25 protein-coding genes are annotated in these 25,814 nt (G+C 61.5%); 10 read left to right on the forward strand and 15 right to left on the reverse strand.

The genetic code is table 11. The annotated features are described in order from the left end of the window. Positions 1-15: 15 nt before the first annotated feature. The 4 genes from THALAR_RS01685 to THALAR_RS01700 all read right to left on the reverse strand — a co-directional run bounded on the left by THALAR_RS01685 (position 16) and on the right by THALAR_RS01700 (position 3,431). A complete protein-coding gene (locus tag THALAR_RS01685; protein WP_021099733.1) occupies positions 16-570 on the reverse strand; it encodes a hypothetical protein in 555 nt (184 codons plus the stop codon). A 61-nt stretch (positions 571-631) separates the two neighbouring features. Beyond that, positions 632-1,525 carry a hypothetical protein gene (locus THALAR_RS01690; RefSeq protein ID WP_021099734.1) on the reverse strand — a complete coding sequence of 298 codons (894 nt, stop codon included), beginning with the start codon at positions 1,523-1,525 and terminating at the stop codon, positions 632-634. Next, positions 1,525-2,994: a DUF4123 domain-containing protein gene (locus THALAR_RS01695; RefSeq protein ID WP_021099735.1), complete on the reverse strand. Its 1,470-nt coding sequence runs from the start codon at positions 2,992-2,994 to the stop codon at positions 1,525-1,527. Before THALAR_RS01695 ends, THALAR_RS01690 begins: the two co-directional genes overlap by 1 nt. A 122-nt stretch (positions 2,995-3,116) precedes the next feature. Then, the gene (locus tag THALAR_RS01700; RefSeq protein ID WP_021099736.1) at positions 3,117-3,431 is read right to left on the reverse strand and encodes a DUF6476 family protein; all 315 of its coding nucleotides are present in this window, start codon (positions 3,429-3,431) and stop codon (positions 3,117-3,119) included. Here THALAR_RS01700 and THALAR_RS01705 point away from each other — a divergent pair. The 4 genes from THALAR_RS01705 to THALAR_RS01720 all read left to right on the forward strand — a co-directional run bounded on the left by THALAR_RS01705 (position 3,430) and on the right by THALAR_RS01720 (position 6,979). Further along, the gene (locus tag THALAR_RS01705; RefSeq protein WP_021099737.1) at positions 3,430-4,452 is read left to right on the forward strand and encodes an RluA family pseudouridine synthase; all 1,023 of its coding nucleotides are present in this window, start codon (positions 3,430-3,432) and stop codon (positions 4,450-4,452) included. The two genes, THALAR_RS01700 and THALAR_RS01705, sit on opposite strands and share 2 nt — an antisense overlap. Positions 4,453-4,630: 178 nt before the next feature. Beyond that, positions 4,631-5,527 carry an RNA polymerase sigma factor RpoH gene (rpoH, locus tag THALAR_RS01710; protein WP_021099738.1) on the forward strand — a complete coding sequence of 299 codons (897 nt, stop codon included), beginning with the start codon at positions 4,631-4,633 and terminating at the stop codon, positions 5,525-5,527. A 102-nt stretch (positions 5,528-5,629) separates the two neighbouring features. After that, complete coding sequence (locus THALAR_RS01715; RefSeq protein ID WP_021099739.1) at positions 5,630-6,622, forward strand: ankyrin repeat domain-containing protein; 993 nt, start codon at positions 5,630-5,632, stop codon at positions 6,620-6,622. An 87-nt stretch (positions 6,623-6,709) separates the two neighbouring features. After that, on the forward strand, positions 6,710-6,979 hold the full coding sequence (locus THALAR_RS01720; RefSeq protein WP_021099740.1) for a DksA/TraR family C4-type zinc finger protein: 270 nt from the start codon (positions 6,710-6,712) through the stop codon (positions 6,977-6,979). Between the two features lie 9 nt (positions 6,980-6,988). Here THALAR_RS01720 and THALAR_RS01725 read toward each other — a convergent pair whose 3' ends face one another. The 11 genes from THALAR_RS01725 to THALAR_RS01770 form a co-directional block, all read right to left on the reverse strand. Beyond that, positions 6,989-7,342: an MmcQ/YjbR family DNA-binding protein gene (locus tag THALAR_RS01725; protein WP_021099741.1), complete on the reverse strand. Its 354-nt coding sequence runs from the start codon at positions 7,340-7,342 to the stop codon at positions 6,989-6,991. A gap of 109 nt (positions 7,343-7,451) precedes the next feature. Further along, positions 7,452-8,165 carry a porin gene (locus THALAR_RS01730; RefSeq protein ID WP_021099742.1) on the reverse strand — a complete coding sequence of 238 codons (714 nt, stop codon included), beginning with the start codon at positions 8,163-8,165 and terminating at the stop codon, positions 7,452-7,454. Positions 8,166-8,399: 234 nt separating this feature from the next. Beyond that, the gene (locus tag THALAR_RS01735) at positions 8,400-10,013 is read right to left on the reverse strand and encodes an FMN-binding glutamate synthase family protein (protein ID WP_021099743.1); all 1,614 of its coding nucleotides are present in this window, start codon (positions 10,011-10,013) and stop codon (positions 8,400-8,402) included. A gap of 253 nt (positions 10,014-10,266) precedes the next feature. Continuing rightward, the gene (locus THALAR_RS01740) at positions 10,267-12,099 is read right to left on the reverse strand and encodes a M3 family oligoendopeptidase (protein ID WP_040816995.1); all 1,833 of its coding nucleotides are present in this window, start codon (positions 12,097-12,099) and stop codon (positions 10,267-10,269) included. Positions 12,100-12,334: 235 nt separating this feature from the next. Continuing rightward, positions 12,335-15,778 carry a pyruvate carboxylase gene (locus tag THALAR_RS01745; protein ID WP_021099745.1) on the reverse strand — a complete coding sequence of 1,148 codons (3,444 nt, stop codon included), beginning with the start codon at positions 15,776-15,778 and terminating at the stop codon, positions 12,335-12,337. A gap of 99 nt (positions 15,779-15,877) precedes the next feature. Beyond that, on the reverse strand, positions 15,878-16,996 hold the full coding sequence (locus tag THALAR_RS01750; RefSeq protein WP_021099746.1) for an ankyrin repeat domain-containing protein: 1,119 nt from the start codon (positions 16,994-16,996) through the stop codon (positions 15,878-15,880). Positions 16,997-17,065: 69 nt separating this feature from the next. After that, a complete protein-coding gene (locus THALAR_RS18995; protein ID WP_021099747.1) occupies positions 17,066-17,215 on the reverse strand; it encodes an alpha-hydroxy-acid oxidizing protein in 150 nt (49 codons plus the stop codon). 20 nt (positions 17,216-17,235) lie between these two features. Then, on the reverse strand, positions 17,236-18,423 hold the full coding sequence (locus THALAR_RS01755) for an alpha-hydroxy acid oxidase (protein ID WP_021099748.1): 1,188 nt from the start codon (positions 18,421-18,423) through the stop codon (positions 17,236-17,238). Positions 18,424-18,434: 11 nt separating this feature from the next. Further along, positions 18,435-19,211: an alpha/beta hydrolase gene (locus THALAR_RS01760; protein ID WP_021099749.1), complete on the reverse strand. Its 777-nt coding sequence runs from the start codon at positions 19,209-19,211 to the stop codon at positions 18,435-18,437. Beyond that, a complete protein-coding gene (locus THALAR_RS01765; RefSeq protein ID WP_021099750.1) occupies positions 19,211-20,590 on the reverse strand; it encodes a helix-turn-helix domain-containing protein in 1,380 nt (459 codons plus the stop codon). The genes THALAR_RS01760 and THALAR_RS01765 overlap by 1 nt, the downstream gene beginning before the upstream one ends. Before the next feature lie 70 nt (positions 20,591-20,660). Beyond that, complete coding sequence (locus THALAR_RS01770; RefSeq protein ID WP_040816998.1) at positions 20,661-21,860, reverse strand: multidrug effflux MFS transporter; 1,200 nt, start codon at positions 21,858-21,860, stop codon at positions 20,661-20,663. 172 nt (positions 21,861-22,032) lie between these two features. Between THALAR_RS01770 and THALAR_RS01775 the strand changes: the two genes are divergently transcribed. From THALAR_RS01775 to THALAR_RS01795, 6 genes are all read left to right on the forward strand, one after another. Next, the gene (locus THALAR_RS01775; protein WP_021099752.1) at positions 22,033-23,565 is read left to right on the forward strand and encodes an acyl-CoA carboxylase subunit beta; all 1,533 of its coding nucleotides are present in this window, start codon (positions 22,033-22,035) and stop codon (positions 23,563-23,565) included. A 140-nt stretch (positions 23,566-23,705) separates the two neighbouring features. Then, positions 23,706-23,963 (forward strand): DUF7218 family protein, encoded by a 258-nt coding sequence (locus THALAR_RS01780; RefSeq protein WP_021099753.1) that lies wholly within the window; start codon positions 23,706-23,708, stop codon positions 23,961-23,963. Between the two features lie 14 nt (positions 23,964-23,977). Then, on the forward strand, positions 23,978-24,373 hold the full coding sequence (locus THALAR_RS01785; RefSeq protein WP_021099754.1) for a DUF6497 family protein: 396 nt from the start codon (positions 23,978-23,980) through the stop codon (positions 24,371-24,373). 214 nt (positions 24,374-24,587) lie between these two features. Beyond that, the gene (locus THALAR_RS18920) at positions 24,588-24,719 is read left to right on the forward strand and encodes a hypothetical protein (RefSeq protein WP_281177777.1); all 132 of its coding nucleotides are present in this window, start codon (positions 24,588-24,590) and stop codon (positions 24,717-24,719) included. 180 nt (positions 24,720-24,899) lie between these two features. Beyond that, positions 24,900-25,259: a hypothetical protein gene (locus tag THALAR_RS01790; protein WP_021099755.1), complete on the forward strand. Its 360-nt coding sequence runs from the start codon at positions 24,900-24,902 to the stop codon at positions 25,257-25,259. Positions 25,260-25,605: 346 nt separating this feature from the next. After that, the gene (locus THALAR_RS01795) at positions 25,606-25,809 is read left to right on the forward strand and encodes a hypothetical protein (protein ID WP_021099756.1); all 204 of its coding nucleotides are present in this window, start codon (positions 25,606-25,608) and stop codon (positions 25,807-25,809) included. Positions 25,810-25,814 lie beyond the last annotated feature (5 nt).

Genomic DNA, 25,814 nt, shown 5'->3' on the forward strand with positions numbered 1-25,814 from the left:
CCCCCCCCCCCACTATCACTGCGCGTCCTGCTTCATGGGGAGCACCACGGCCTCTATCGAGCCTTTGAGTGTTTGCACGACGGGCGCGAACCCTGTTCCGGAGTTGACGGAAGCCGCGAAGCGGACTTCCAGCCCGACGACGCGGCGCAGCTTCAGGGCTGGATCAAGCGCCGTGCCGTCGCCCATGTAGGTGCCCTCAAGCAGGTCGGGTGACAGGAAATTGAGGTATCCGGACAGCGGTGCCGTCTCCCACGCCTCGCCCGACGCGATATCCACCGTCGTCGTCGGCACGCTTTCAGGGGGCGGGCCTTCGCTCATGTCCAACGGCGCGGCGGGGCGATCGGCGTCCCAGACGCGCGTGACGAACACGGCGTCCGGCACCGCTGCGACCAGTTGCACGGGCGTGGGGCCGGTATTCTTGACCCTGACCTGCAAGGGCGCATCGCTGAGCATCGTTGTCTGGGGCAGGGGTTGCAGGCAGAGTTCCCGCGCGATCCACAACTCGATGGTGAGGGGCCCATGGCTGGCCGTCTCCTGCAGGGTGAGGGTTTCGTCACAAGATGCGTTCATGTTGGTCTCCTTCACGGGCAGGCAGGCGGACAGGACGAAAGCGGTCGCCGTCAGTGTTTTCCTAGATGATCGTAACAACGGACGGAGACCCCTCTGCGGCCAGAATGGCGCTGACTTCTATGGCGATCCAGTAGAACAGGTAGGCGGGATAGGTGGTGTTGCCATACTTGCCCATGACCGTCGGGTTGTCGAACATATACATCCCCGGCGTGCGGGGGCTGGGCTGCCAAGGCTGCTGGGTGATCGTCACATTGGCCTGGGGCGGGGCCCCGATATAGGTGGTGGTCGGCGCGGGCGTCGGTGCCGTGATGGTTGGCGCCCCCGGTGTAGTAGGCGCGGGCACGATGGGCACGCCGGTGAGTTCGCTATACTCGTCTGGCAGGCCGAAGGTGTGGCCGGTTTCATGGGTCATGTTCCATGAGGCGCTACTGCCTTCGCCTGCCAGCTTGAAGGTCATCCGCGTGCCGTTGCGCACGCTGGACGGACCGGTGCTTGTTCCATCGACGGTGACCTGCACATCCGCCGCCGACGCACTCGCCGCGGTGGTGGAGGTGAAGACGATGGTTAACTCTTGCGGGTCGCAACCCGGTTGCTCGATCTTGAGCTTGTAGGCGGACGCGCCTCCGGTCCAGTTGGTCATCGCGGTCGAGATGGCGCTGGTGACGGTGGAGCCGTCCGCCGCCGCCGTCGCCGTATTGATATAGGTCATGTGGAACGCGGTAGAGACCGTCACGGTGCCGGCCCGTGCCGTGCGCACGATGTCGATGCTGCATTTGTTGGTTTTCGGGCGCGAGCCTGCGTAGCCGGTGGTTGTGTAGTAGTTGCGGTGACCGTCGCGATCCACCGTGCCACTGGCGGGGCAGGCGCAGCACAGTCCGGTGCCGCCCGTCGTGCCGCCGGGTGGGCTGCCGGGGACGCCGCCGTCGCCCGGACCGTCTGCGTTGCAGCCGCACATCAGGCGGCACCTTGTTGGAACTCCGCAAGCATTTTGCGGCCGCGCTTCATGGCGTAGTCGGCGATTTCGGGCAGGGCGGGTTCCAGCGTGGAATGGGTTACCGCGATGTCGCTGGCCCATGGGAACAGCGGGTCGGCAAAGAAGCTGTGGCCCATCATGTAGGACAGCAACAGCGAGATGCCGCGACCGGGTGCGCCAAGGATGCCGCGCTGGTCGCAATCGAGCTCCACACGCGCAAGGAAGGTGGCGAGGCGGGCGCGGTCCTCGTCGTTCAGGTGGCCTGTGCCTGCGGCGATCAGCCTGCGGGCCGCATCAGGGGTGAAATCCTGCCAGCCGCCATGCTTTTGCAGGTGGGCGTCCATCCGGCCAAAGAGCACGGCCCAGCCCGCATAGGTCTGGCGCGCGTTGCCATAAAGCGCGGTGAACGTCTGCGGAAACTCCGCCCTGAGGTTGGGCTCGCGGGCGGTGCCGTCCTCGGTCAGGATACGGGTGATTTCGGGCATGCGGCCCGATTTGTGGAACCAGCCGCCGAAATAGCTCATCATGTAGAGGAGGTAGACGTATTCCTCCTTGAAGGTGAAGCCGTAGTCATCGCCCTCGCGCAAGCCATGGTCGACCAGCGCGTAAAGCTGGTCCTCCGAGAACGGCTTGAAACGGGCCGGATCCATGCGCAAAAGCCAGTCGGCCAGTTCCTTGCGGAAACGGGGGCGGCGGGCGGATTTGAACACCAGCGCGTCGCGGGGCTGGAAGATGAACGGCTGCGGGCGCTGAAGCACCATGGCGTCGATATCGGGCGCGAAGACATGCGCGGTGCCTTCAATCGAGCAGATGGCGATGATGCGGTCGACCAGCGTGCCGTCCGTCAGGCGATAGAATTGCGCCATGCGATCGGGCCATGCGCGGATGGCGTCGAAATAGATCGCCGCCTGTTCGGGGTCGTAGAAGCGGAAGTATTGCCATGCGCCGCGATGGTCGTCGGGCAGGCCTTCGACCCGCACCTTGGTGAATTTGCGGAAATGGGCCCAGAGGTCCTCCAGCGACGCGGTCGAGCGCAGGTAGATGCCAGCGTCCTTCGCCCAGTGAGTCCAAGGCGTGGGGGGATCGGTTTGTGTGAACAGGGCGCGGGTGAAGTTGTTGCCATCCTCCAGCCGCACGATCCACGGGGCGACATGGCCCAACTCGTCCAGCGCGTCGCCGGTAAACAGGCATTTATGCTCCAGCCCCGAGCCGATCAGAAGCTCCGGCAGGTCGTGGATCTTAGCCGCGTCGAGAATGGCGAAGCAGGCGGGCGTCTTGTCGCCTAGAGGGCCAAATAGCGAGGCGTGCAGCGTGTCCGGCACGCATTTGCGTTCGATGATGTCCAATTGCGCGTCGAGCGGGGCCAGGTCCGCGATAAGCTCGACCGTCGTGCTGGTCGGTTGGTCTGCGGAGGTGTCGACGGCGGTTACCAGTTGCCACATGTCATCCATGTCAGAACCCGTCTGTTAAACAAAAACTCGTCAAGTACCCCTACAGCATGCGCCTCTGGGTCGAGTCTGGCAATAAAACGATATGCCTTGTTTTCAAGGGTTTGGCGCGATGAACGCTTTATTCACGGGCGTGAATTGACCGAGATTTCCTGTGTCAGCTGCCCGCTGTCGCGGTTGAAGATGAGGATGCGGTCATCGGCAGTGACCACGGCATACCATGTCGGCGCCTGCGTGAAGGCGGTGGTGCGGGTGCCGTCGGGAAGCTCGATATACTCGGGCAGGGCGAGGTCCGGCGTGGCGCTGTTCAAGCGGATGACAAGCAGCGTGATCATCACTACAAGGCCCACAATCATCGTTGCGGTCAGGGTCGTTACCAGCCGCCGCAGAAACTTCAGGTTGGCGGGCTCCTCCGCCGGGAATTCGGGATTGGTATTCATGTCGCCTCAAACTATCGCGGTCGAGATCACGGATGCCCCACCTGCGCGTCTTGATAAGGCACTGGCCCTGTTTGCGCCAGTCGAAGCGCAGCTGAGTCGATCACGAATTGTTAAACTGATCGAGCAGGGCGCCGTGGCGCTGGACGGCGTTGTGGTGACCGAGCCGAAAACCAAGGCCGAGCAGGGTCAGATTTGGCAGATTACCATGGGCGAGGCGGTGGAGTACGACACCGTGGCCGAGGACATTCCGCTGGACGTGATCTTCGAGGATGACGCGCTGATCGTGGTGAATAAACCTGCGGGAATGGTGGTGCATCCGGCCCCCGGCTCGCCCAATGGAACGCTGGTCAACGCCTTGTTGCATCACTGCGCCGACAGCCTGTCGGGGATTGGCGGCGAGAAGCGGCCGGGCATCGTGCACCGCATCGACAAGGACACCTCCGGCCTGCTGGTGGTGGCGAAAACGGATATCGCCCATCAGGGACTGGCCAAACAGTTCGAGAAACACACGGTCGAGCGGCGCTACAACGCGCTGGTTTACGGCGTGCCGGAGGCGTCCGATCCGCGCCTGAACGGCCTGCCGGGGGTGGCGTTCGAGCAAGGCAACATCCTGCGCATCATCGCCAACCTTGCCCGCCACAAGACCGACCGCCAGCGTCAGGCGGTCGTCAAGAACGCGGGTCGCCACGCCATCACCCGCGTGCGGGTTCTGGAGCGGTTCGGGACGCCTGCGGTACTGTCGCTGCTGGAATGCTGGCTGGAAACCGGCCGCACGCACCAGATCCGCGTGCATATGGCCCATGTCGGTCATTCACTTGTCGGTGATCCGGTCTATGGCGGGCGGCGGAAACTGGCCAGGAACGCCCTGCCGGAGGCCGCGCAGGAGGCGATCCGCGCATTTCCGCGGCAGGCGCTCCACGCGGCCACGCTGGGGTTCAAACATCCTGTTTCCGGCGAAATGTTGCGGTTCGAGGCACCTTTACCGCCTGATTTTCAGGCGCTTTTGCAGGAATTGGTCTGAATTTCTGACGTTTATGTGAGTAGGCGTAACATGCACTTACGGAACTATATCCGTTGCCCTACATTAATGTGTAAGTAACCCGCACAGCCTATGTGCGCACCAACATCTTGAGCGGGGTTCAACCCGCTCGTATACACTCAACGCGGAAGAGCACACCTTTTAAGGGGGGCATGACACAATGGCGAATTACACCGGATTACCGGCTCCGAGTCCTGAACAGGGCCTGAACCGCTACATGCAAGAAATCCGCAAGTTCCCGATGCTGGAACCTGAGGAAGAATATATGCTGGCGAAGCGTTGGGTCGAAGATGAAGACACGGATGCTGCGCATAAGCTGGTCACGTCCCATCTGCGCCTCGCAGCCAAGATTGCCATGGGCTATCGCGGATACGGGCTTCCGGTGGCCGAAGTGATTTCAGAGGCCAATGTTGGCCTGATGCAGGCCGTCAAGAAGTTCGACCCCGAAAAGGGCTTCCGTCTCTCGACCTATGCGATGTGGTGGATCCGGGCGTCCATTCAGGAATATGTGCTGCGTTCGTGGTCGATGGTAAAATTGGGCACAACCTCCGCGCAGAAAAAGCTGTTCTTTAACCTGCGCAAGGCGAAGAACCGCATCGGCGCGCTGGAAGAGGGTGATTTGCGCCCAGAAAACGTGGCCCGCATCGCCAGCGACCTGAATGTGACCGAAGATGAAGTGATCTCGATGAACCGGCGCATGTCGGGCGGGGATGCATCGCTGAATGCGGTGGTGTCGGCCGATGGCGAAGGGGCGACGCAATGGCAGGACTGGCTGGAGGATGAGGATGCCGACCAGGCCAGCGATTACGAAAGTCAGGACGAGCTGGAAACCCGCCGCGAATTGCTGGCCGAGGCGATGGAGGTTCTGAACGACCGGGAACGCGACATCCTTGAGCAACGCCGCCTAAAGGAAAAGGCCGTGACGTTGGAGGAATTGTCGGGACAATACGACGTGTCCCGCGAGCGTATCCGCCAGATCGAGGTCCGCGCCTTCGAGAAGCTGCAAGAGCGGATGCGGGAACTCGCCGCCGAAAAAGGTCTGTTAGAAGACGCCTAATTTTCGCCAAACTGGAATGTGACAAGGGGCCGTGCTATGCGCGGCCCTTTATGCTGTGCGGGAAGAGGGTGATATGGGGCAAATGACAGACTGGACTGCGCGATGATGTTCTCCCGCGCTGCTCCCGTGGCGCTGTTTACGGCGTTTTGTATAAGTGTGGCAGCGGCTTACGTGACCGAGGGTCGCAAGCCGCTGACGCGTCCCGGTGCGATGACCGACGCGCAGTTGGCGGCGCTTGATATCTACTATGAAGAAATGCGCCGCGTTTTACAGGTGGGCGATACAGCCGGTTTCGAGGGACTGATATCGTCACAATATATGTCCATGGAAACCGGTGGTGCGGTCAAGATCAAGCCGGATATCCTGCCGCCCCCTTACGAAGACCTGCGTGACCTGCTGTCGGATGGCAGCGTCGCCTCGGTCAAGGCGTTGCTGGACGCCAACCCCGGTCTGGACCTCAACAGCCCGCAGGGGCGTCACGGCGCGGTGCCGCTGATCTGGGCCACGGGGCATCCCGATTTCATGCCGCAGATGGTCGCCGCATTGCTGGAGCAGGGGGCCGATCCGCGCTTCCAGACCGCGCATGGCTACACGCTGCTTCACGCGATGGCGTCGCCCTTCAACTATCAGTCAAGCACCAAGGATGTTCAGGACACGCTTGCGCTTTTGCCGCCGGATATCCTGCCTATGGCCGCCAGGAACGGGCTGACAGCCCTGCATCTGGCGTTGATAAACGCCCAGACGCCGCAAGCGACGAGCCTGCTGGCCCAAGGGGCCGATCCCAACGCGCCCACGCCCGTCATGGGCACGGACGAGACCTTTCCGGGCCAGCCGCCGCTGATGATTGCGGGCGGTGACTTCAGGGTGGTGCAGGCCTTGCTCGCGGCAGGGGCGGACCCGCTGGCGACCGATGCCAAGGGGCGGTCGGTGCTGGATGCGGTCACAGAAGGTGCGCGGGTGGCGGAATTGGACCTGCAAGAGCGGCTCAGCGCCAGCGCGGCCGAGGAAAGCGACCGCGCCTATGCGGCGGATTACGCTCGCGCCCGCGACATGATCCGCGCGGCGGTGGATGGACGCTTGGCCCGCGGGGAGTGAGGCGTCGGGCGGCCTCTGGGTTGAACGGCAGCTTGGAGCCCATATCTGAAAGGGTGAACGCTTTCGGCGGCTTTGGAGGTATGCGACATGGCGGGTGGTTGGACTAGAGACGGTGCGGTTTCCGAGCAGATCGAAGCGTCTATCAGCGACGAGTTGGCACGGATGCGCGCGCGCAGGGTGCCGCAGGGCGAGAGCCTGACCCATTGTGCGGATTGTGAAGAGCCGATCCCCGAGGCGCGTCGGTTGGCTTTGCCGGGAGTAAAACTGTGTATCGACTGCGTGCGCGAGCGGGATGGCGCGTTCAAGGCGCGGGGCGGGGTCAACCGGCGCGGCTCCAAGGACAGTCAGCTGAAATAGGTCAGTGCTTTAAATGCCTAATTCCAAACGCATTTTCTTGGTGAGCTTGGCGGCGACCATGTCGTAGGAGGCGCGGATATGCGCCTCCAGCTCGGCATCGGACAAGCCGGGTAGTTTGTAGTGCTGTATCCATTTCATGCCGCGCGACGCCAGATAGGGCGCAGGCCGCAGCCCCGGCATGTCGGGCAGGATTTCCCAAGCGATATCAGACACTTTGAAAGTGAACGCATCCGCCCCGTCGGACCAGCCGCACAGCGCAAAGACCTTGGGCCCGACTTTCCACACATCCGCATTGCCCCATTGCACCACATGGTTGGTGGCGGGCAGGGAGGCGCAGAAGGCGTTGAACTCGTCGCGGGTCATTGGGGCGGGTGGCTCGGGTGATTTTGTACGTCGTGTCTGCGGTGTACAGGATTTGCGAGGTTTGTACAAAGTTTGGGGCGGCGCTATCCGCGCCGCCCTTGTCATTTGCTTAGAGGCCGGGAAGAAGGTCCAGCAGACCGCGTTTCCCGAAGGTCGCACCGCGTTCGGCGCCGAACTTGAATTGTGCGCCGATGCCGACGAAGGCTTCGGAATCAGACACGCCCGATGCGCTTGCTCTCAGCGTTCCAACTTCGGCATTGAGATTGAACGTTTCCGTCAAATCGTGATCGACTTTAAGCCCGATACGGGTGACGTCCACGCCACCATCGAAGTCTACGCGGTCAATGGAACCACCCAAACCGGTCTGCTCGTTCAAGCCGTAGCGCCCCGAGATTCCAAGTATGTTGCCAGAAATGCCAGCTTCGTCGCCTGTCGCGAGGTACATTTCCGCGTCGAAATCGGCGAACTCATAGCCGCCTTCGATGCCGTAGAAATCAATATCGGTGGTGCCGTCGCTATCGCGGCCATAGAACAGGCCAAGCGAGGCGACCTCATTCACGTGATACAGTGCGTGCAGCGTGACGTTGGTGCCGCTATCATTAACGAGATTGAAATCGTGGTAGCTCAGATCAAGCTGTGCGCCGAAATTGCGGGTGAATGCGGCCTCGACGGAGCCTTGCAGGGCCAATTTGGAAACATCTGTTTCATCGGTGAATGCCGAATAGCTGAGGTCGACGGAACCGCCTGTCAGCTCGAACGCGACGGATGGCTGAATGGATGCGCACAGGGCCAATGCGGCCAATGCGTGAATACTGCTCTTCATAGTGTTTTCTTTCGTGGTGATGTTGTACGAGACCGTTAACGTCTCAGTAACAACCTTGTGCGCACACCCCTTGCCGCATGCAATCTGAAGAATTTTTCCTATTTACAACAGTTGCTTAATCGGCACATTTCATCTGCTTCCAGCGCCCCTTGGCGGTGTCATCCTTTCGGCGAGGGTCTGGGTTTCCCCAGAAGAGGGAAGGCTCAACGACACGTCATGCGCCCCATTTTCGCTTCAGTCTGTGGGCGCGAACTGGTCTGCCTTGGCGCGTGCCCAACGTGCATGATAGCCGCCGGGATCGTCCTTGGCTTTTTTGAGCAGGGAGCCGATCTCCAAGCTAAAGAACGCCTCATCGCCCGTGACCATCTGGGCGTCCGCCTGCCGGATCATCAGGTGGCGCGGCAGGAAGTCACCGGGGTTGGACAGACCCGCAGCCCCTGCCATTTCGCCCAATGCAGCAAGCGTATTCTTGTGGAAGCGGGCGACGCGTTTGGCTTTACCCACGGGGTCAAGCGCACGCTGGCGCAATGGATCTTGCGTCGCGACCCCGACCGGACAGTGGTTGGTGTGACAGGCCTGTGCCTGTATGCAGCCGATCGCGAACATGTAGCCGCGGGCAGAGTTGCACCAGTCGGCGCCAATCGCCAGCGCACGGGCTATATCAAACGCGGTGACGATTTTGCCAGCGGCTCCGATTTTGACCTGATCGCGTAGACCGGCGCCGCGCAGCGTATTGTGCACGAATGTCAGGCCCTCGACCATCGGCATCCCGACATGGTTGGCGAATTCCAATGGTGCGGCCCCGGTGCCGCCTTCGGCTCCGTCAACGACGATGAAATCCGGGACAATGCCCGTTTCAAGCATGGCCTTGACCATGCACATGAATTCCCGCCGGTGGCCGATACACAGCTTGAAGCCTACAGGTTTGCCGCCTGACCTCTCCCGCAAAACTCCGAGAAAGCGCATCATTTCCAAGGGTGTCGAAAAGGCAGAGTGACTGGCGGGCGAGACGCAATCCTGCCCCATCGGAACGCCGCGTGCTTCGGCAATTTCAGGGCTGATTTTAGCCGCGGGCAGCATGCCGCCATGGCCGGGTTTCGCCCCCTGACTGAGTTTTACTTCGATCATTTTGATTTGGGGGTCTGCGGACTGCTCGGCAAACCTTTCGGCGCTAAAGGTGCCGTCTTCATTGCGGCAGCCGAAGTAGCCCGAGCCGACCTCGTAGATCAAATCGCCGCCGCCTTCCCTGTGGTATCGGCTGATCCCACCCTCGCCGGTATCATGCGCAAACCCGCCCATTTTTGCGCCGGTATTCAGGGCCGAAATGGCGTTGGCCGAAAGCGCGCCAAAGCTCATCGCCGAGATGTTGTAGAGCGACGCGTTGTAAGGTTGTTTGCAATCCTTCCCGCCGATTTTCACACGGAAATCCGTATCAATCAGGTGCGCGGGCATGACTGAATGCGTGACCCATGCATAGCCCGCATCATAAGCCCGCATTCGCGTGCCAAAGGGGCGTTTGTCTTCCATGCCTTTCGCACGCTGATACACCAAAGACCGGTCGTCACGGCTGAACGGCTCTTCGTCCTGATCGCTCTCGATCAGATATTGCCGGATTTCGGGGCGAATCCCTTCGAACAGAAACCGCATATGGCCGATCACGGGGTAGTTGCGAAGAATGGAATGGCTGCGCTGCGTCACGTCGATACAACCGAGCACTGTCAGGGCGCTGAAGATCAACAGTGGAATCAGCATCCACATCGACCAGAACAGCCCGATCAGCGAGGCGACCGCGAGAATTCCACACAACGCGAATGCCGTAAAACGACCTAAATCAATCTTGGCAAGCATAGGCGCCATCCTCTTATAATCGGCTGATATTCGGGGCAGGATGCCTCAGATTTTGCGATAGGCATAGTAGAAGCGGCATGAAATAATCAGGGTTAGAGCGCGGCGTTTTCGCGATTGCGCTAGCTGTTGCGAGCTATCTGACGAACTCACAGATCCGAAGGGATATTGGCTGTGAAGACCCTGTCGATCGGCGTGGCTTTTTGTCGAAAGCGATGCTGCTCCGTCCCGAAGGGGCGGCGTAGAAGGTGTTGTCCTACCCCTCCATCGCCTCCAACTCGTTGATCATTCCAGAGATCATCGACAGGCCCTTGTCCCAGAATTTCGGGTCGGACGCGTCCAACCTGAACGGGGCCAGCAGCTCTTTGTGGTGCTTGGAGCCGCCGGCTTTCAGCATGTCGAAATACTTGTCCTGGAAGTCGTCCCCGCCTTCCTCGTAGACCGCATAGAGCGCGTTTACCAAGCCGTCGCCGAAGGCGTAGGCGTAGACGTAGAAGGGCGAGTGGACGAAATGCGGGACGTAGGACCAGAAGGTCTCGTAGCCGTCCATGTATTCGAACGCGGGGCCAAGGGATTCCGCCTGCACCGACATCCACAATGCGCCGATATCGTCGGGGGTCAGCTCGCCATGGGAGCGGGCCTCGTGGAGTTTGCATTCGAAATCGTAGAAGGCGATCTGGCGGACGACGGTGTTGATCATGTCCTCCACCTTGCCGGCGAGCAGGATTTTACGCTCGGCTTGGGTCTTGGCCTTGGAGAGCATCTTGCGGAACGTCAGCATCTCGCCAAAGACGGAGGCGGTTTCGGCCAGCGTGAGTGGGGTGGAGGACAACAGCTCGCCCTGACCCGCGGCAAGCACCTGATGGACGCCGTGGCCCAGCTCGTGCGCGAGGGTCATGACGTCGCGGGGTTTGCCAAGGTAGTTGAGCATCACGTAGGGGTGGACATCGGCGACGGTGGGGTGGGCGAAGGCGCCGGGGGCCTTGCCGGGCTTGACGCCCGCGTCGATCCAGCCGCGGTTGAAGAACGGCTCGGCGATGCCAGCCATCTCCGGGGCGAAGTCGTGATAGGCCTCCATCACGGTTTGCTGCGCTTCTTCCCAGCTCACCAAGCGCGGGTCTTCCAGCGGCAGGGGCGCGTTGCGGTCCCAGACCTGCATGACGTCAAGGCCCAGCCATTTGCGCTTCAACTCGTAATAGCGGTGCGACAGTTTTGGGTAGGCAGCGACGACGGCGTTGCGCAGGGCCTCGACCACCTCGGGCTCCACATGGTTGGCGAGGTGCCGGCCTGTCTGCGGCGTGGGCATGCCACGCCAGCGGTCCTCGATCTGCTTCTCTTTCGCCAGCGTGTTGTGGACGCGGGAGAACAGCTTCACGTTCTCGCCGAAAACCCTCGACAGCTCGCGCGCACCGGCCTCGCGTTTGGTGCGGTCGGGGTCGGTGAGCAGGTTGAGGGTGCCTTCAATGCCAAGCTCTTCGCCGTCGACCTCGAATTTCAGCCCGGCGATGGTCTCGTCGAACAGCCGGTTCCATGCGGCGGCGCCGACGGCTGACTGGTCATGGAGGAACTTCTCCAACTCGTCGGACAGCTGGTAGGGGCGCATGGCGCGCAGGCGGTCGAAGATGGGCTTGTAGCGGGCGAGGTCGGGGTCTTGCGCGAATAGCGCATCAAGTTTGTCATCAGGGATGCGGTTGATTTCAAGCGAGAAAAACACCAAAGGCGTGGAGAACGCGGTGATCTTGTCCTGCGCGTTGGCCATGAACTGGGCGCGTTCCGCGTCGGTGGTGTTCTGGTAGTAACGCAGGCCCGCGTAGGACATGATGCGGCCGGAAATCAGATCGATCTTCTCGTAGCGCAGCACACAATCTAAAAGACCCTTGGCGTCCAGATCTGCCAGCTTGCCTTCGTAATCGGCGGCAAACTCGGCGCAGGCGTTCTCCAGCCAGTCCATGTCACGCTTGAATTCCTTGGCGTCGGGGGCGGTATAGAGGTCGCTCAGATCCCAGTCGGGCAGGTTGCCCAATCCGCCGTTGCCCTCGTTAATGTCACGGAAAGGCTGTTTGGGGGCGGGCAGGAATGGCGAGCGCATGGGAAATCCTTTGTTGGTGTTTGGGTGCAACCTAAGTCTGGCGCGCGGCGGCAACAAGGCATGGGTTTTGAAATAATCAAGGCTCTGCAAGGCACCTGATTTCATCTTGGCATAAATATTCCCGCCGGAGGCTCCCAAACCAGCCACATCCGAAACCTAGCTGTCTGTCCCCATCACCGCCACAAAAAGCCGTCCAAAAACATCACGCCGCCCGCACAAGCGGGCGACACTCAGGTCAGGCGTCTTCCAATTCCACCAACAGGTCCTTGGCATCGATCTGGCCGCCCGGGGTGACATGCACCGCCTTGATGACCGCGTCGCGTTCGGCGTGGATGCCGGTTTCCATCTTCATCGCCTCGATGGTCAGCAGCAGGTCGCCTTCCTTGACCTTCGCGCCGACACGGGCCGCGATGGTGCCGACAACGCCGGGCATGGGCGCGCCGATATGGTTGGGGTTGCCCAGTTCGGCTTTCGGCATCTTCGCGGTTGCGGCGGCGACCTTGCGGTTGGGCACGCGGACCACGCGCGGGGCGCCGTTCAACTCGAAGAACACGCGGGCCTCACCTTCCTCGTTGGTCTCCCCCACCGCTTGCATGCGGATTTCCAGTGTCTTGCCGGGGTCGATTTCGGCGCTGATCTCCTCGCCGGAGTCCATGCCGTAGAAGAACGTCCGCGTGGGCAGGGTGCGCACGGGACCGTAGATCTTGTGGCGGGCTGCGTAGTCGGTGAAGACCTTGGGATACATCAGGTAGCCGTTCAGATCCTCGTCGTCGATTTCGCGCCCGTCCAGTTTGGCGGACAGCTCGGCGCGGGTGGCTTCCAGATCGACCGGCTCCAGCTTTTCGCCGGGGCGGTGGGTCATGGGTTTCTCGCCCTTGAGCACCTTTTTCTGGATCGCTTTCGGCCAGCCGCCCGGGGGTTGCCCCAGATTGCCGCGCATCATGTCGATGACGCTGTCGGGGAATGCCACCTCGGTCTTGGGGTCTTCCACCTGCTCGCGGGTCAGGCCCTGACTAACCATCATCAGCGCCATGTCACCGACGACCTTGGAGGACGGCGTGACCTTCACGATATCCCCGAACATCTGGTTCACATCCGCGTAGGTCTGGGCGACCTCGTGCCAGCGGTCCTCCAGCCCCACGGAACGCGCCTGCGCCTTGAGGTTGGTAAACTGCCCGCCCGGCATCTCGTGCAGGTAGACCTCGGACGCGGGGGCCTGCATCCCGCTCTCGAACGCCGCGTATTGACCGCGCACGGCTTCCCAATAGTCGGAGATCGCGCGGACGGTCTTGATGTCGATGCCGGTATCGCGCTCGGTGTGTGCCAGCGCCTCGACCACGGAGCCGAGGGTCGCCTGGCTGGTGTTGCCCGACAGCGCGTCCATGGCGCAATCGACGGCGTCCGCACCAGCGGCGGAGGCCGCGAGGATCGACGCGATTGCCCCGCCTGCGGTGTCGTGGGTGTGGAAATGGATCGGCAGGCCGACCTCTTCCTTCAGCGCCTTTATCAGGATCGTCGCGGAGGCGGGCTTCAGCAGCCCCGCCATGTCTTTCAGGCCCAGAATATGTGCGCCTGCGTCTTTGAGCTGTTTGCCCATCTCGACATAGTATTTCAGGTTATATTTCGCGCGGTCGGGGTTGAGGATGTCGCCGGTGTAGCAGATCGCCCCTTCGCAGACCTTTCCGGACTCGTTCACCGCGTCCATAGCCACGCGCATGTTCTCGACCCAGTTCAGGCTGTCGAACACGCGGAACACGTCGACGCCGGTTTCCGCCGCCTGACGGACGAATTCCTGTACCACGTTGTCGGGGTAGTTGGTGTAGCCCACGCCGTTGGAGGCACGCAGCAGCATTTGGGTCAGCAGGTTCGGCATGGCCTTGCGCAGGTCGCGCAGCCGTTGCCACGGGCATTCCTGCAAGAAGCGGTAGGCCACGTCGAATGTCGCCCCGCCCCAGCATTCCATGGAGAACAGCTGCGGCATGTTCGCGGCATAGGTCGGGGCCACGCGGATCATGTCGATGGAGCGCATGCGGGTGGCCAGCAGCGACTGGTGCCCGTCGCGCATGGTGGTGTCGGTGATCAGCAACTGTTTCTGGTCGCGCATCCAATCGGCCACGGCCTGCGGCCCGTGATCGTCAAGGATGTTGCGGGTGCCGTAGGCAATCTCGCCCAAGGGTTGCGGCGCTTGCGGTATCCGCGCCTCGGCGGGGACGGGGCGGCCTTCGGTTTCCGGATGCCCGTTCACCGTGATATCGGCGATATAGGTCAGGATTTTGGTCGCGCGGTCGCGGCGCTTCTTGAAGTCGAACAGCTCCGGCGTCTGGTCGATGAACTTGGTGTGATATTCGTAGTTCAGGAAGGTCGGGTGCTTGAGCAGGTTTTCCACGAAGGAAATGTTGGTCGACACGCCACGGATACGGAACTCGCGCAGGGCGCGGTCCATGCGGGCGATGGCGGTCTCGGGGGTGGGGGCCCAGGCGGTGACCTTCTCCAGCAGGCTGTCGTAGAAGCGGGTGATCACCGCGCCGGAATAGGCGGTGCCGCCGTCGAGCCGGATGCCCATGCCGGTGGCCACCCGGTAGGCGGTGATGCGGCCATAGTCCGGGATGAAGTTGTTTTGCGGGTCTTCCGTGGTGATGCGGCATTGCAGGGCGTGGCCGTCGAGCTTGACGTCATATTGCGAGGCGCAGCCGGTGGCCTCGATCAGGGACTTGCCCTCGGCGATGAGAATTTGAGCGCGGACGATGTCGATGCCGGTGACTTCCTCGGTGACGGTGTGTTCCACCTGCACGCGGGGGTTGACCTCGATGAAGTAGAACTCGCCCGAGTCCATATCCATCAGGAACTCGACCGTACCTGCGCATTCGTATTTCACATGTTCGCAGATTTTCTTGCCAAGCTGGCAGATTTTCTCGCGCTGTGTGCTGGACAGATATGGCGCGGGGGCGCGTTCGACGACCTTCTGGTTGCGGCGCTGGACCGAGCAGTCGCGCTCGTAAAGGTGGTAGATATGCCCGTGGCTGTCACCTAGGATCTGCACCTCTACGTGGCGGGCGCGCTCGATCATCTTTTCCAGATAGCCCTCGCCATTGCCGAAGGCGGCTTCGGCCTCGCGGCGACCTTCGAGCACCTTTTCTTCCAACTCGTCCTCGGACTTGATCGGGCGCATCCCGCGTCCGCCACCGCCCCATGACGCCTTGAGCATCAGGGGGTAGCCGACCTCTGCCGCTTCCTTGCGGATCGCGTCCATATCGTCGCCCAGCACTTCTGTGGCGGGGATGACCGGCACACCTGCCTCAACAGCCACGCGGCGGGCGGAGGCCTTGTCGCCAAGTGCGCGCATGGTTTCGGCCCGTGGGCCGATGAACTTGATGCCCGCCGCGTCACAGGCATCGACGAAATCTGGGTTCTCCGACAGCAGGCCGTAGCCCGGATGGATCGCGTCTGCGCCCGACATCTGGGCCACGCGAATGATCTCCTCGATGCTCAGATAGGCGGCGACGGGGCCAAGGCCCTCGCCGATCTTGTAGGCCTCGTCCGCCTTGAAGCGGTGCAGGCCCAGCTTGTCCTCCTCGGCATAGACGGCGACGGTTTTCTTACCCATCTCGTTGGCGGCACGCATCACACGGATGGCAATTTCACCGCGGTTGGCAATGAGAATTTTCTGAAACTCGGCCATGGCAGGAGGACCCCTATCTTTGCAGTTGCAGCATGAATAGGGCGAAAGTTGCGTTGCGTAAACTGGCTATGACTGGATAGCGGCAGGTTTTTGTTGGCGCTAACGCTGTCGCAAATGATCCCGAACCAACTGCAGTGATTCTTCCAAAGCTGCTGCATGAGCGTTGGTCCAGTCGTCTGTGGCGCGAGCGCGGGCGGCCGATGCTTGATGTTGAATAAAGTCAACCGGCAGGCGTCCTATTGCATCCGGGATCCGCGGGTCGGCGTCGGCATCCAGAAGAAGACGCAAAACCTCTGGCTTGGACGCAGCGAGCATGAGCGGGGTTGCGTGTGCCAGCTTCCGCGGCTCGAAACCTTCTGGGAGGCATTTGGTGATGTCTGCGCCCAATGGCAGTAGAGCCGCAACTTGCGCCGCGCCGCCTTGGATAATCGCGCGGTGCAAGACGGACCAGTGTCCGGCTGGACAGTGATTAACATCTGCCCCGTGGTTTGCGAGCAACGCCATCAGCGCGGCTTCACTGTCTTGCGTGACCGTTTCGAGATGGTGGTAACCCATCGCCCATGACAGTGCATTGTCCCCGTCGGGGTGCAGGATTCCAGCGTCTGCTCCGGCGGCGATCAGCGGGGCGATGTTTTCGACCTTTCTGCCGGGGGCGTCGAGCGCCGCCAGAAGGGCAGTGTGCTGCGGAGGACCGGATGGTAGGTTCGGATCGGCACCCGACCGCAGGAATTCGTCGATTGCGCCCTGTGTCCCGAGTGCGATTTGTTCGTAGAGGTCTGGGCCTTCGATAAATGGGTCTTCAAGGTCGATGGCCTCCAGCCCTGCTTCGGCAAGGAAAGCCTGAAGCTCGTCCTCGCTCATGTCTTCGTCGTATTCATCGTTCTCAGCGACAGTAATGCCCATGACGTTCATATCCATCTCCGGCCCCTCAAGCAGGAGCGCATCTGCGCGTTCCAGATCCCCGACCCACAGCGCGGCTTGCGTGTTTTCCGTATGATGCCGGGCGTTCCGGGTTCCCTCCTGCAAAGCGGCTTGCTGCGCCGCAAATCCGGGGATGTCGATATCCGTTGCATCGACGATATCGCCCAGCTTTCCTATGATCGCTTCAAGCCCTGCCAAATCTTGCTTTTCGGTTGCGCCCATGACGCCTTTGATCAGATCGAATATCGCCTTTTGACCTTCTTCCGGGTTCATTTCGGGTTTTGACTTGCCACTCATATCGCCTGCCTTCGTTTACGCTTTGGCGAGTGATGCCTCGCGAAGGTGGCGATGCTGTGTCGAAAATCGCTAAATTATGCGGTTCTTGATGTCACCAAGGCTTCTGGTACCCAACTGCCCCATATTCGATGCCATGTCCTTGGCCAGCATATCGGCCAGATGGGCGGGGCCAGCGTCGCCCAAGGCTCCGAGCGCGTAGTGCCACGGGCGGCCCATCATGACGAAATCGGCACCGAGCGCTATGGCGCGGAGGATATCCAGACCGCCCTCAATGCCGCTGTCGAAGACCAGCGGCAGGGTGGTGGCGGCGCGGACGTGGGGGAGGGCTTCAATGGTGGACGGCCCGCCGTCGAACTGGCGGCCTGCGTGGTTGGAGACCCAGAGCGCGTCGACGCCCTCTTGTCGCCCAAGGCTCCGAGCGCGTAGTGCCACGGGCGGCCCATCATGACGAAATCGGCACCGAGCGCTATGGCGCGGAGGATATCCAGACCGCCCTCAATGCCGCTGTCGAAGACCAGCGGCAGGGTGGTGGCGGCGCGGACGTGGGGGAGGGCTTCAATGGTGGACGGCCCGCCGTCGAACTGGCGGCCTGCGTGGTTGGAGACCCAGAGCGCGTCGACGCCCTCGTCTTGCAGCCGCGCGGCGTCGTCGGCGTTGCACACGCCCTTGACGATCAGCGGACCGTCCCATTCGTCGCGCAGGTATTTGACGTAGTCCCAGTCGGGCGAGGTGCGAAGCAGGTAGCCGACATGCTCGGTCGAGGACAGGCTGGTGGTCTGCTCGGCGTAACTGTCCATCAGCTTCATGCGGGGCATGCCGGTTTTGCGGATTCCGTTGAGCCACGCGGGGCGCAGCGCCGCCTGCAGGGCAAGACGGCCGGTCAGTCGCGGGGGCTGGGTCAAGCCGCCACGGGTCTGGCGTTCGCGTCGGGAGGCCACGGGGACGTCGACGGTCATAATCAGCGTGTTGAAGCCTGCCGCCTTGGCGCGTTTCATCATGTCTTTACGAATGTCGGGGTCGCGGGGAGGGTACATCTGGAACCATGCGTCCTCGCCCAGATACGGGGCGACGTCCTCGGGCGTTTGGGTGGCGACGGTGGACATGGAATAGGGGATGCCTTGGCGGGCGGCCTCCTGGGCCAGCAGGCGTTCGGCGCCGGGCCAGATCAGGCCGGACATGCCGACGGGCGCGATGCCGAAGGGCAGCTTGTAGTCGCGGCCAAGGAAGGTTGTGGACAGGTCGGGCGTGAACTCACCATGCAGGATGGAGGGGCGCAGCAGCACCTCGTCCAGTTTGGTGCGGTTGCGTTGCAGCGTGGCTTCCTGACCGGTTGCGCTGTCGAGATATTCCCAGACGAAATGCGGGATGCGCTTGCGGGCGCGGGCCTTGAGGTCGGAGAGGCCGGGGTATTTTGCGTGGTGATCCATCGTGGCGGCCCTCAGAACTGGCGTAGAAACTTGTACATACGGCGCTGCGCATCACCGGTCCATATGTTGATATGGCCCGCGCCCTGAACCGGGTAAAGCTCCTTCTGGGAGGAGCCCGCGGCGGCAAGGATGGCGCGGCCCATGGAGGGCGGTATCAGATTGTCGCGGGTGCCGTGCAGGATCAGCAGCGGGGCTTTGACCTTAGGGGCGCGGTCGATGCTGGGCCAGCGACTGAGCATCAGGCCCGTCGCCAGCGGCAATTGCGGATGCAGATGCGCGGCGACGTCCTTGAGGGAGGTGAAGGGCGACTCGAGGATGACGGCTTTGGGGCTGTTCGTCGTTGCAAGCTGGATGGCGACGGCGGCACCGATACTTTCGCCATAGAGGATCGGCGTGGTGGGTGTTCCGGTGAGCTGGCCGTTGGTTATCGCTGTGTACAGCGCGGTCATGTCGGCGGTAATGCCTGCCTCGGTCGGCCAGCCCTTGCTGCCGTTGCCGCCGCGCAAACTGGGGGCCACAAGGCCGTAGCCGCGATCCATCAGCCGCTGGAAACGGGCTGTGCGTTTGGCGACGTGGCCCGCATTGCCGTGGATATAGAGGATCGTCGGCTTGCCGCGCTGGGGTGCGGCGGTCCAGACGATCATGCTGCCGACCTTGGTCACGGCGATGCGCGAATCCGAAGGGGTGATGGCACGCGGGTCGAGAGGGTAGACCAACAGGCGTTCCAGCGTGAAATACGCGCCGAAGAACAGTGCCAGCAGTACGGCGAGGCGAAGGAGCAGGCGCATTATTCGACTGTGTAGGGCAAGGTGCCGCGCTGGTCGTGATCGACGCTGAGCTTGCTTTCCAAGGGCGGGACGGAGCGTTGGTGGCAATCGCGGCGCGGGCAGATGCGGCAGGAGATACCGATGGGCTCAAACGCTTGTGGGCTGGCGGGGAGCATGTCGTCGGCATAGACGAGAGCGCTTGCATGGGTCATCTCGCAGCCCAAGGCGATCGCGTAGCGACGGGTCGGCGCGGTGAAGCTGCCGCCGGGTTTGGACACGTCGCGGGCGATGGAGATGTAGCGCACACCGTCGGGCGTCTCGGCCAGTTGGCGCAGGAAGCGGCCGGGGGTTTCAAACGCGCGGTGGACGTTCCACAGCGGGCACGGACCGCCGAAACGGGCGAATTGCAGGCGCGTGGCGGAGTGGCGTTTGGTGATGGTGCCGGCTTGGTCGACGCGCACGAAGAAGAACGGGATGCCCTTGGCGCCGGGGCGTTGCAGGGTGGAGAGGCGGTGGGCGACCTGCTCGATCGACGCGCCGAACTGGTCGGCGAGCTGTTCGAGATCGTGGCGTGTGGTTTGCGCCGCCTCCAGAAAGGCGGTGTAGGGCATGAGTGCTGCACCGGCAAAGTAGTTGGCGAGGCCGATCTTGGCGATATGGCGGGCGGCGTCGGTCTGGAAGCGGGCGAGGTCGAGGGTGGCTTCCAGAAGCTCGTTTTGTTCTAGAAGTGCAATCTGGTGCAGCAGTTGGAAGCGCTGGGTGGACGGGGCAGAGCTTGCCGCCAAACGCAAGGTGTTGCTGACGGGATCGTAGCGGCGCAAGCGCTTGCTGTCGGTAAAAACGAGTTCAAATTTCAGGTTTCCCGTGCGCAGGACGTCGCCCTCGATGGTGCTGGCGAAGCGCTCGGCGGCGCGATCGACGGCGTCGATGTAATTGTCGCAATAGTGAAAGAAATCGCGGACCTCTTCCCACGGGCTGGGTTGCAAATTCGTCGCTTCCTGACCCAACACTTCGTCCAGCGAGGCGAGGCGCTCGTGGGTCTGGCGGTAGGCGCGGTGCAACTCGATGAAGGCGCGGGACAGGGCGGGCGCGTTCGATGCGGCAAGGCGCAGATCGGCCAGGGGCGGGGCGATTTCGGCGAAGATCGGATCGGACAGGGCCTCCGACATGTCGGTGACCAAGCGCTCGGCGTCGCCAGTGGAAAGCTCCGTCACGTCAAAGCCGAACTCGCTGGCCATGGCGAGAACCACGGATGTGGAAACGGGCCGGTTGTTGTTTTCCATCTGGTTGAGATAGGGCAGCGACACGCCGAGCTTGGCGGCAAAAGCCTTTTGGGTCAGGCTCATACGGGTGCGGAGTTCCCGCAGCTTGGTGCCTGCATAGAGTTTGCGTGGGGCCATGTGCGGCGTGCCTTTGCAGTTTTGCTATGGGCGTCATAGCCTTTGCAAAGCCGCGGCTCAAGCGCTGCGGTTATGGATCGCGGCGCATGACCAGCAGGATGCAAACGAGACTGGCGATGGTGCTGAGCAGCATGACCCATTGCAGCGGATAGCTGCCATGGCCTTGCTCGAGCAGGGCGCCTGCGAGGGCGGCAAGCGCTGCGCCGCCGCCGATCATGATCGCGCCGCCGACACCTGATGCGGTGCCTGCCAGATGCGGGCGCACCGACAGCAAACCGGCGGTGGCGTTGGGCAGCACCATGCCGTTGCCAAGGCCCACGAAGGTGCAGAAGGAAAAGAACGTGAAAGCCGAGCCGTAACCTATTGCAGTAACTACCAAAGACGCGGCCATGCCGAAGACCAGCAGAGCCGCGCCGATCAGGACCATGTGGTTTACGCCGATGCTGACGGAGTAGCGGCCGGAGATCATGTTGCCGACGAAATAGCCGATGGCAGGGACGCCGAAGAGGTAGCGGGTTGTGGTTGGCGGCAGCTCGTAGACGACCGACGCCACATAGGGCGAGCCGCCAAGGAACGCGAAGAACGCGCCGGATGCGAAGGCGGCGGCCAAGGCGTAACCCCAGAAACGCAGGGACGTAAAAAGCTCTGGGTAATCAGCGAATTGTTCGGTGAAGCTGACGGATTTTTCTTGGTTTGTCTCGCCCTGATCCACCCAGCAGAGCAGCGTCATCGCTGCGCCGAGGGCGAAGGTGAACAGGAAGATGGCGCGCCAGCCGAAAAACTCGTCAATAAATCCGCCCAATGTCGGGGCAGCCATCGGGACCAGCGACATGCCCATGGTGACGTAGCCGATCATCGACGCGGCCTCGGCCATGGGGACGACGTCGCGCACGACGGTGCGCGACATGACCATGCCGACGGCGACGGCGGCGGAGATCATGCGGAAGGTGAGGAACATCTCGATCGAGGTGGACAGATAGCAGCCGAGCGACGCCAATGCGAAAATGACCAGCGTGGCCAGGACAATGGGGCGGCGACCGTAGCGGTCGGACATCGGGCCGATAACCATTTGCAGCGCGGCGGTGCAGGCCAGATAGAGCGAGATTGACAGCTGCATGACGCCGTATTCGGTCTCAAACGCCTGCGTCATTGCAGGCAGGGACGGCAGAAAGACCGACATGTTCAACGCAGATACACCGGCCAGAAGCACGAGTGTTACGATATGCGGTGGGGTGGTGCGATCAAATAGTCGCGCGGACGAGTAACTCATTGGGATGAGACTAGGAGCTGATATGAAAAAGTGAACCCGATAGTTTAGCAATTTGCAGTTTTGCAGTATTCTGCTGAACGGGTTTGCGTTATTTGCAAATTTGCCGATTGTCCCTTTGCCGCAGCGCGGCGCGGGTGTAGGTTCTGCGCAACTTATACGGGAGGCCCGCGCCATGAAAGATATCATCAGCGAATTGGAAGACCGCCGCGAAGTGGCGCGCCTTGGTGGCGGGCAAAAGCGCATCGACGCGCAGCACGCCAAGGGCAAGCTGACCGCCCGCGAGCGCATCGAGCTGCTGCTGGACGAGGACAGTTTCGAAGAGTTCGACATGTTCGTCGCCCACCGCTGCACCGACTTTGGTATGGAGCAGGAACGCCCCGCAGGCGACGGCGTGGTGACCGGGTGGGGAACCATTAACGGGCGTCTGGTTTATGTGTTCTCCCAAGACTTTACGGTGTTTGGCGGATCGCTGTCGGAGACCCACGCGCAGAAGATTTGCAAAATTCAGGACATGGCGATCCAGAACGGCGCGCCGGTAATCGGGATCAACGATTCCGGCGGAGCGCGGATACAGGAGGGGGTCGCCTCGCTCGCCGGATATGCGGAAGTGTTCCAGCGCAATATCATGGCTTCGGGCGTGGTGCCGCAGATCAGCCTGATCATGGGGCCATGTGCGGGGGGCGCGGTGTATTCGCCCGCGATGACGGACTTCATCTTCATGGTGAAAGATTCGTCCTATATGTTCGTGACCGGCCCCGACGTGGTGAAAACCGTGACCAACGAGGTCGTCACGGCGGAGGAATTGGGCGGGGCGTCGACGCATACGCGCAAATCCTCGGTGGCGGATGGTGCGTTCGAGAATGATGTGGAAGCGCTGGCGGAGACGCGGCGGCTGGTGGATTTCCTGCCGCTTAACAACCGCCAGAAAGCGCCGGTGCGCCCGTTCTTCGATGACCCTGCGCGGATCGAGGAGAGCCTGGATACTCTGGTGCCGACCAACGCGAACAGTCCCTATGACATGAAAGAGCTGATCACCAAGCTGGCGGATGAGGGGGATTTCTTCGAGATACAGGAGAATTTCGCCAAGAACATCCTGACCGGCTTTATCCGCCTTGAAGGGCAGACCGTGGGTGTCGTGGCCAACCAGCCGATGGTGCTGGCGGGGTGTCTGGATATCGACTCCAGCCGCAAAGCTGCGCGGTTCGTGCGGTTCTGCGATGCGTTCGAGATTCCGATCCTGACGCTGGTCGACGTGCCGGGCTTTCTGCCGGGGACGTCTCAGGAATATGGCGGCGTCATCAAGCATGGTGCCAAATTGCTGTTCGCCTATGGCGAGGCGACAGTGCCGAAAGTGACGGTGATTACCCGCAAAGCCTATGGTGGGGCCTATGACGTGATGGCGTCCAAGCACCTGCGCGGCGACTTCAACTACGCGTGGCCCACCGCCGAGATCGCGGTGATGGGGGCCAAGGGGGCGGTGGAGATATTGTATCGCACCGAACTTGGGGATGCCGACAAGATCGCGGCGCGGACGGCGGATTACGAGGATCGCTTCGCCAACCCGTTCGTGGCCGCTGAGAAAGGGTTTATCGACGAGGTGATCATGCCGCATTCCACTCGCAAACGGGTGGCGCGGGCGTTTGCGTCGCTTCGGGGCAAGTCGCTGAAGAACCCGTGGAAGAAGCATGACAACATTCCTTTGTGATCGGGGTTTCGCCGCGGCTTTGCCGCGCCGACACGCGGGGGCTCCGCCCCCGCACCCCCGAGGTATTTTTGAAGCAATGATGGGGACGGTACCGGGAACAAGGGCCGTTGAGTGTGCGTTGGTCGGCGAAGGAGACCACCATGGCAGACAGACCCAGCATCAAGGACGAAGACACTTACGAAGCGCTCCGCGAGGACGGAGCGTCGAAGGAAAAGGCCGCGCGGATCGCAAATGCGCAGGCGTCGGACGATCAGCAGCCGTCGAAGAAGGGCGGCAAGGCTCCGCCTTACGAGGAGTGGACAAAGGATGCGCTTTACGAGCGCGCGCAGGAGTTGGAGATCGAGGGGCGCTCGGACATGAACAAGGACGAACTGATCGAGGCTTTGCGCGACAACTGACATGCGTTTTGAGAATGACGCTGATCGGATCGGCCTTTGTCACTACGCCGATTCTGGCGGAGCAGCCGCCCCTGCGTGCCGTCTCAGCGGTCGAGTATGAGCCGCACGAAATCCTGTTCGAGCCGGCGGAGGCTGACAGGCCGGAGCGCAGAATCGTCCGTATCCGTCTGGTCGCGCCAGGGATTGCGGATAAAGAGAAATTTGGTTTTGAGGTGATCGAAGCCGACTTTCAGTCGCTGTGTGACAGCGAAGGACTTCGGATTGTTGCTGAATCGGCACCCAATGCGCGTGAAATAATCGTCTCTGTTGCGTCAGGCAGGGTGCCATTCGGCGAAACTGTGCCGAATGTGGTTCAGTATTTCGATGCGTTCTCGGTGGATGGCGATACCTGCGTTTGGGTTGGATTATGACTGAAACACAATATCTTGGCGCATATAGCTCAACCTGTGGCCGTGATGCTTCATTCGCAACACATCGCGATATTGACACATTGAAGATATATTTTTTTGTCAATGGAACGGCTACCTTGCAGGCAGGTTACATTTCTGTGACCCCTAAAGTGTGCGAGGAAGGAGTGGGGATTAGCCCCACTAACGATTCGCCAGACAAAAACAGGAGACCCAGATGTCCAAGAGCATCAAAGCACTCGCAGCCCTCGGCTTCGTCGCAGTTGTCGCAGCATGCGGCGGCCAGCAAGAAGAAGAAGTTGTTATTGTTGAGCCGGTTCAGCAAGAGCCAGTCTACAACAAGTACTAATATATTTGCGGGGCGGGCGTTTCGCACCGCCCCGCAAAACCCCTTTTGGCCCATGGCGCGGTTCTCGCGCGCAGCCGGTTTCCCATCCGACATCCGTAGCCCGAACCGACGCGTCTGCGCGGCCTCTTGGCATGCGCGGGGCATTGTGGGTCATGATCGCCTTTGCACGAGGGCCGCGCCATGCTGAAACACAAGGGCTTTCCGTCCCGACTGCCGGGAACCGATTTCCAGTTCACGATTCGGCGGGATAACAAAAATGGTCCGACACCATTGACCCGCAGGGAGCGTTACGCTGACCGCCGCCCCGCCGACAAGCGCGCGGATGCGGGGTTTGTATGGGCACTGGTGCAGCATTTCGGCGAGGAACCGTTCGAACGGGGCAATCTGGATGCCGGACGACTCAACTGGGTGTTCGGCCGGGAAGTGGTGCCTGCAGAAGATCCTTTTGATCCAAAGAGCTATGACGCCCTGCTTCGGATTGACGTGAATCGGGTTCGGGCGACTTTCCCAAACGCTTTTGACGAAGAATTCATCGAATAATGGGCGGGTTCGCGCTTCCATATGGCCCGATTGAGCGGAAAAATGCTCAAATTGACGCTGGGGCAGTATCGCTGTTTTCACCAGCGTCAGGGCGGGGCATCGTCACAGGGCAGGTTTATCCCTCCAGCACAGAGATGTGCCTGCATGTACAAAACCGTTACCCTTCCCCTCTAAAGAGGTCTGCCTATTATGGCAGGCCTCTTTTTTTTGGTGATTGGCGGCAAAGCGCGCATCGTTCCCCTACGGCTCGCGCAAATTTCCGCCCGAAGTCGCAGCGGCCAAAATTTTTGGAACATTCCGCCGCGTTCGGGTGTTTTGTCTCCAAGAGCAATCGAGGAGAATCACGATGCGTAAGACATTCATTGTACCAACCCTATTCGCGGCAGCCTTCGCGCTGTCTGCATGTGACACCGACGCAGAGCGCGGCCTTGTGGGCGCAGGCGCAGGTGCCGCCATTTCTAAAGCCACAGGCGGTGATGCACTCACCGGTGCCGTCATCGGTGGCGCAGCTGGCGTATTCTGCGACGACGCAGGCGTCTGCCGCCGCTAACACCA

This window comes from Litoreibacter arenae DSM 19593, assembly GCF_000442275.2.
Taxonomy (GTDB): Bacteria; Pseudomonadota; Alphaproteobacteria; order Rhodobacterales; family Rhodobacteraceae; genus Litoreibacter; species Litoreibacter arenae.

What these genes read in the sequence shown, in the direction of transcription:
- THALAR_RS01685 (WP_021099733.1), bottom strand. Translation starts at nt 570, where the DNA reads ATGAACGCATCTTGTGACGAAACCCTCACCCTGCAGGAGACGGCCAGC.
- THALAR_RS01690 (WP_021099734.1), bottom strand. Translation starts at nt 1,525, where the DNA reads ATGTGCGGCTGCAACGCAGACGGTCCGGGCGACGGCGGCGTCCCCGGC.
- THALAR_RS01695 (WP_021099735.1), bottom strand. Translation starts at nt 2,994, where the DNA reads ATGGATGACATGTGGCAACTGGTAACCGCCGTCGACACCTCCGCAGAC.
- THALAR_RS01705 (WP_021099737.1), top strand. Translation starts at nt 3,430, where the DNA reads ATGTCGCCTCAAACTATCGCGGTCGAGATCACGGATGCCCCACCTGCG.
- THALAR_RS01700 (WP_021099736.1), bottom strand. Translation starts at nt 3,431, where the DNA reads ATGAATACCAATCCCGAATTCCCGGCGGAGGAGCCCGCCAACCTGAAG.
- rpoH (WP_021099738.1), top strand. Translation starts at nt 4,631, where the DNA reads ATGGCGAATTACACCGGATTACCGGCTCCGAGTCCTGAACAGGGCCTG.
- THALAR_RS01715 (WP_021099739.1), top strand. Translation starts at nt 5,630, where the DNA reads ATGATGTTCTCCCGCGCTGCTCCCGTGGCGCTGTTTACGGCGTTTTGT.
- THALAR_RS01720 (WP_021099740.1), top strand. Translation starts at nt 6,710, where the DNA reads ATGGCGGGTGGTTGGACTAGAGACGGTGCGGTTTCCGAGCAGATCGAA.
- THALAR_RS01725 (WP_021099741.1), bottom strand. Translation starts at nt 7,342, where the DNA reads ATGACCCGCGACGAGTTCAACGCCTTCTGCGCCTCCCTGCCCGCCACC.
- THALAR_RS01730 (WP_021099742.1), bottom strand. Translation starts at nt 8,165, where the DNA reads ATGAAGAGCAGTATTCACGCATTGGCCGCATTGGCCCTGTGCGCATCC.
- THALAR_RS01735 (WP_021099743.1), bottom strand. Translation starts at nt 10,013, where the DNA reads ATGCTTGCCAAGATTGATTTAGGTCGTTTTACGGCATTCGCGTTGTGT.
- THALAR_RS01740 (WP_040816995.1), bottom strand. Translation starts at nt 12,099, where the DNA reads ATGCGCTCGCCATTCCTGCCCGCCCCCAAACAGCCTTTCCGTGACATT.
- THALAR_RS01745 (WP_021099745.1), bottom strand. Translation starts at nt 15,778, where the DNA reads ATGGCCGAGTTTCAGAAAATTCTCATTGCCAACCGCGGTGAAATTGCC.
- THALAR_RS01750 (WP_021099746.1), bottom strand. Translation starts at nt 16,996, where the DNA reads ATGAGTGGCAAGTCAAAACCCGAAATGAACCCGGAAGAAGGTCAAAAG.
- THALAR_RS18995 (WP_021099747.1), bottom strand. Translation starts at nt 17,215, where the DNA reads ATGATGGGCCGCCCGTGGCACTACGCGCTCGGAGCCTTGGGCGACGCT.
- THALAR_RS01755 (WP_021099748.1), bottom strand. Translation starts at nt 18,423, where the DNA reads ATGGATCACCACGCAAAATACCCCGGCCTCTCCGACCTCAAGGCCCGC.
- THALAR_RS01760 (WP_021099749.1), bottom strand. Translation starts at nt 19,211, where the DNA reads ATGCGCCTGCTCCTTCGCCTCGCCGTACTGCTGGCACTGTTCTTCGGC.
- THALAR_RS01765 (WP_021099750.1), bottom strand. Translation starts at nt 20,590, where the DNA reads ATGGCCCCACGCAAACTCTATGCAGGCACCAAGCTGCGGGAACTCCGC.
- THALAR_RS01770 (WP_040816998.1), bottom strand. Translation starts at nt 21,860, where the DNA reads ATGAGTTACTCGTCCGCGCGACTATTTGATCGCACCACCCCACCGCAT.
- THALAR_RS01775 (WP_021099752.1), top strand. Translation starts at nt 22,033, where the DNA reads ATGAAAGATATCATCAGCGAATTGGAAGACCGCCGCGAAGTGGCGCGC.
- THALAR_RS01780 (WP_021099753.1), top strand. Translation starts at nt 23,706, where the DNA reads ATGGCAGACAGACCCAGCATCAAGGACGAAGACACTTACGAAGCGCTC.
- THALAR_RS01785 (WP_021099754.1), top strand. Translation starts at nt 23,978, where the DNA reads ATGACGCTGATCGGATCGGCCTTTGTCACTACGCCGATTCTGGCGGAG.
- THALAR_RS18920 (WP_281177777.1), top strand. Translation starts at nt 24,588, where the DNA reads ATGTCCAAGAGCATCAAAGCACTCGCAGCCCTCGGCTTCGTCGCAGTT.
- THALAR_RS01790 (WP_021099755.1), top strand. Translation starts at nt 24,900, where the DNA reads ATGCTGAAACACAAGGGCTTTCCGTCCCGACTGCCGGGAACCGATTTC.
- THALAR_RS01795 (WP_021099756.1), top strand. Translation starts at nt 25,606, where the DNA reads ATGCGTAAGACATTCATTGTACCAACCCTATTCGCGGCAGCCTTCGCG.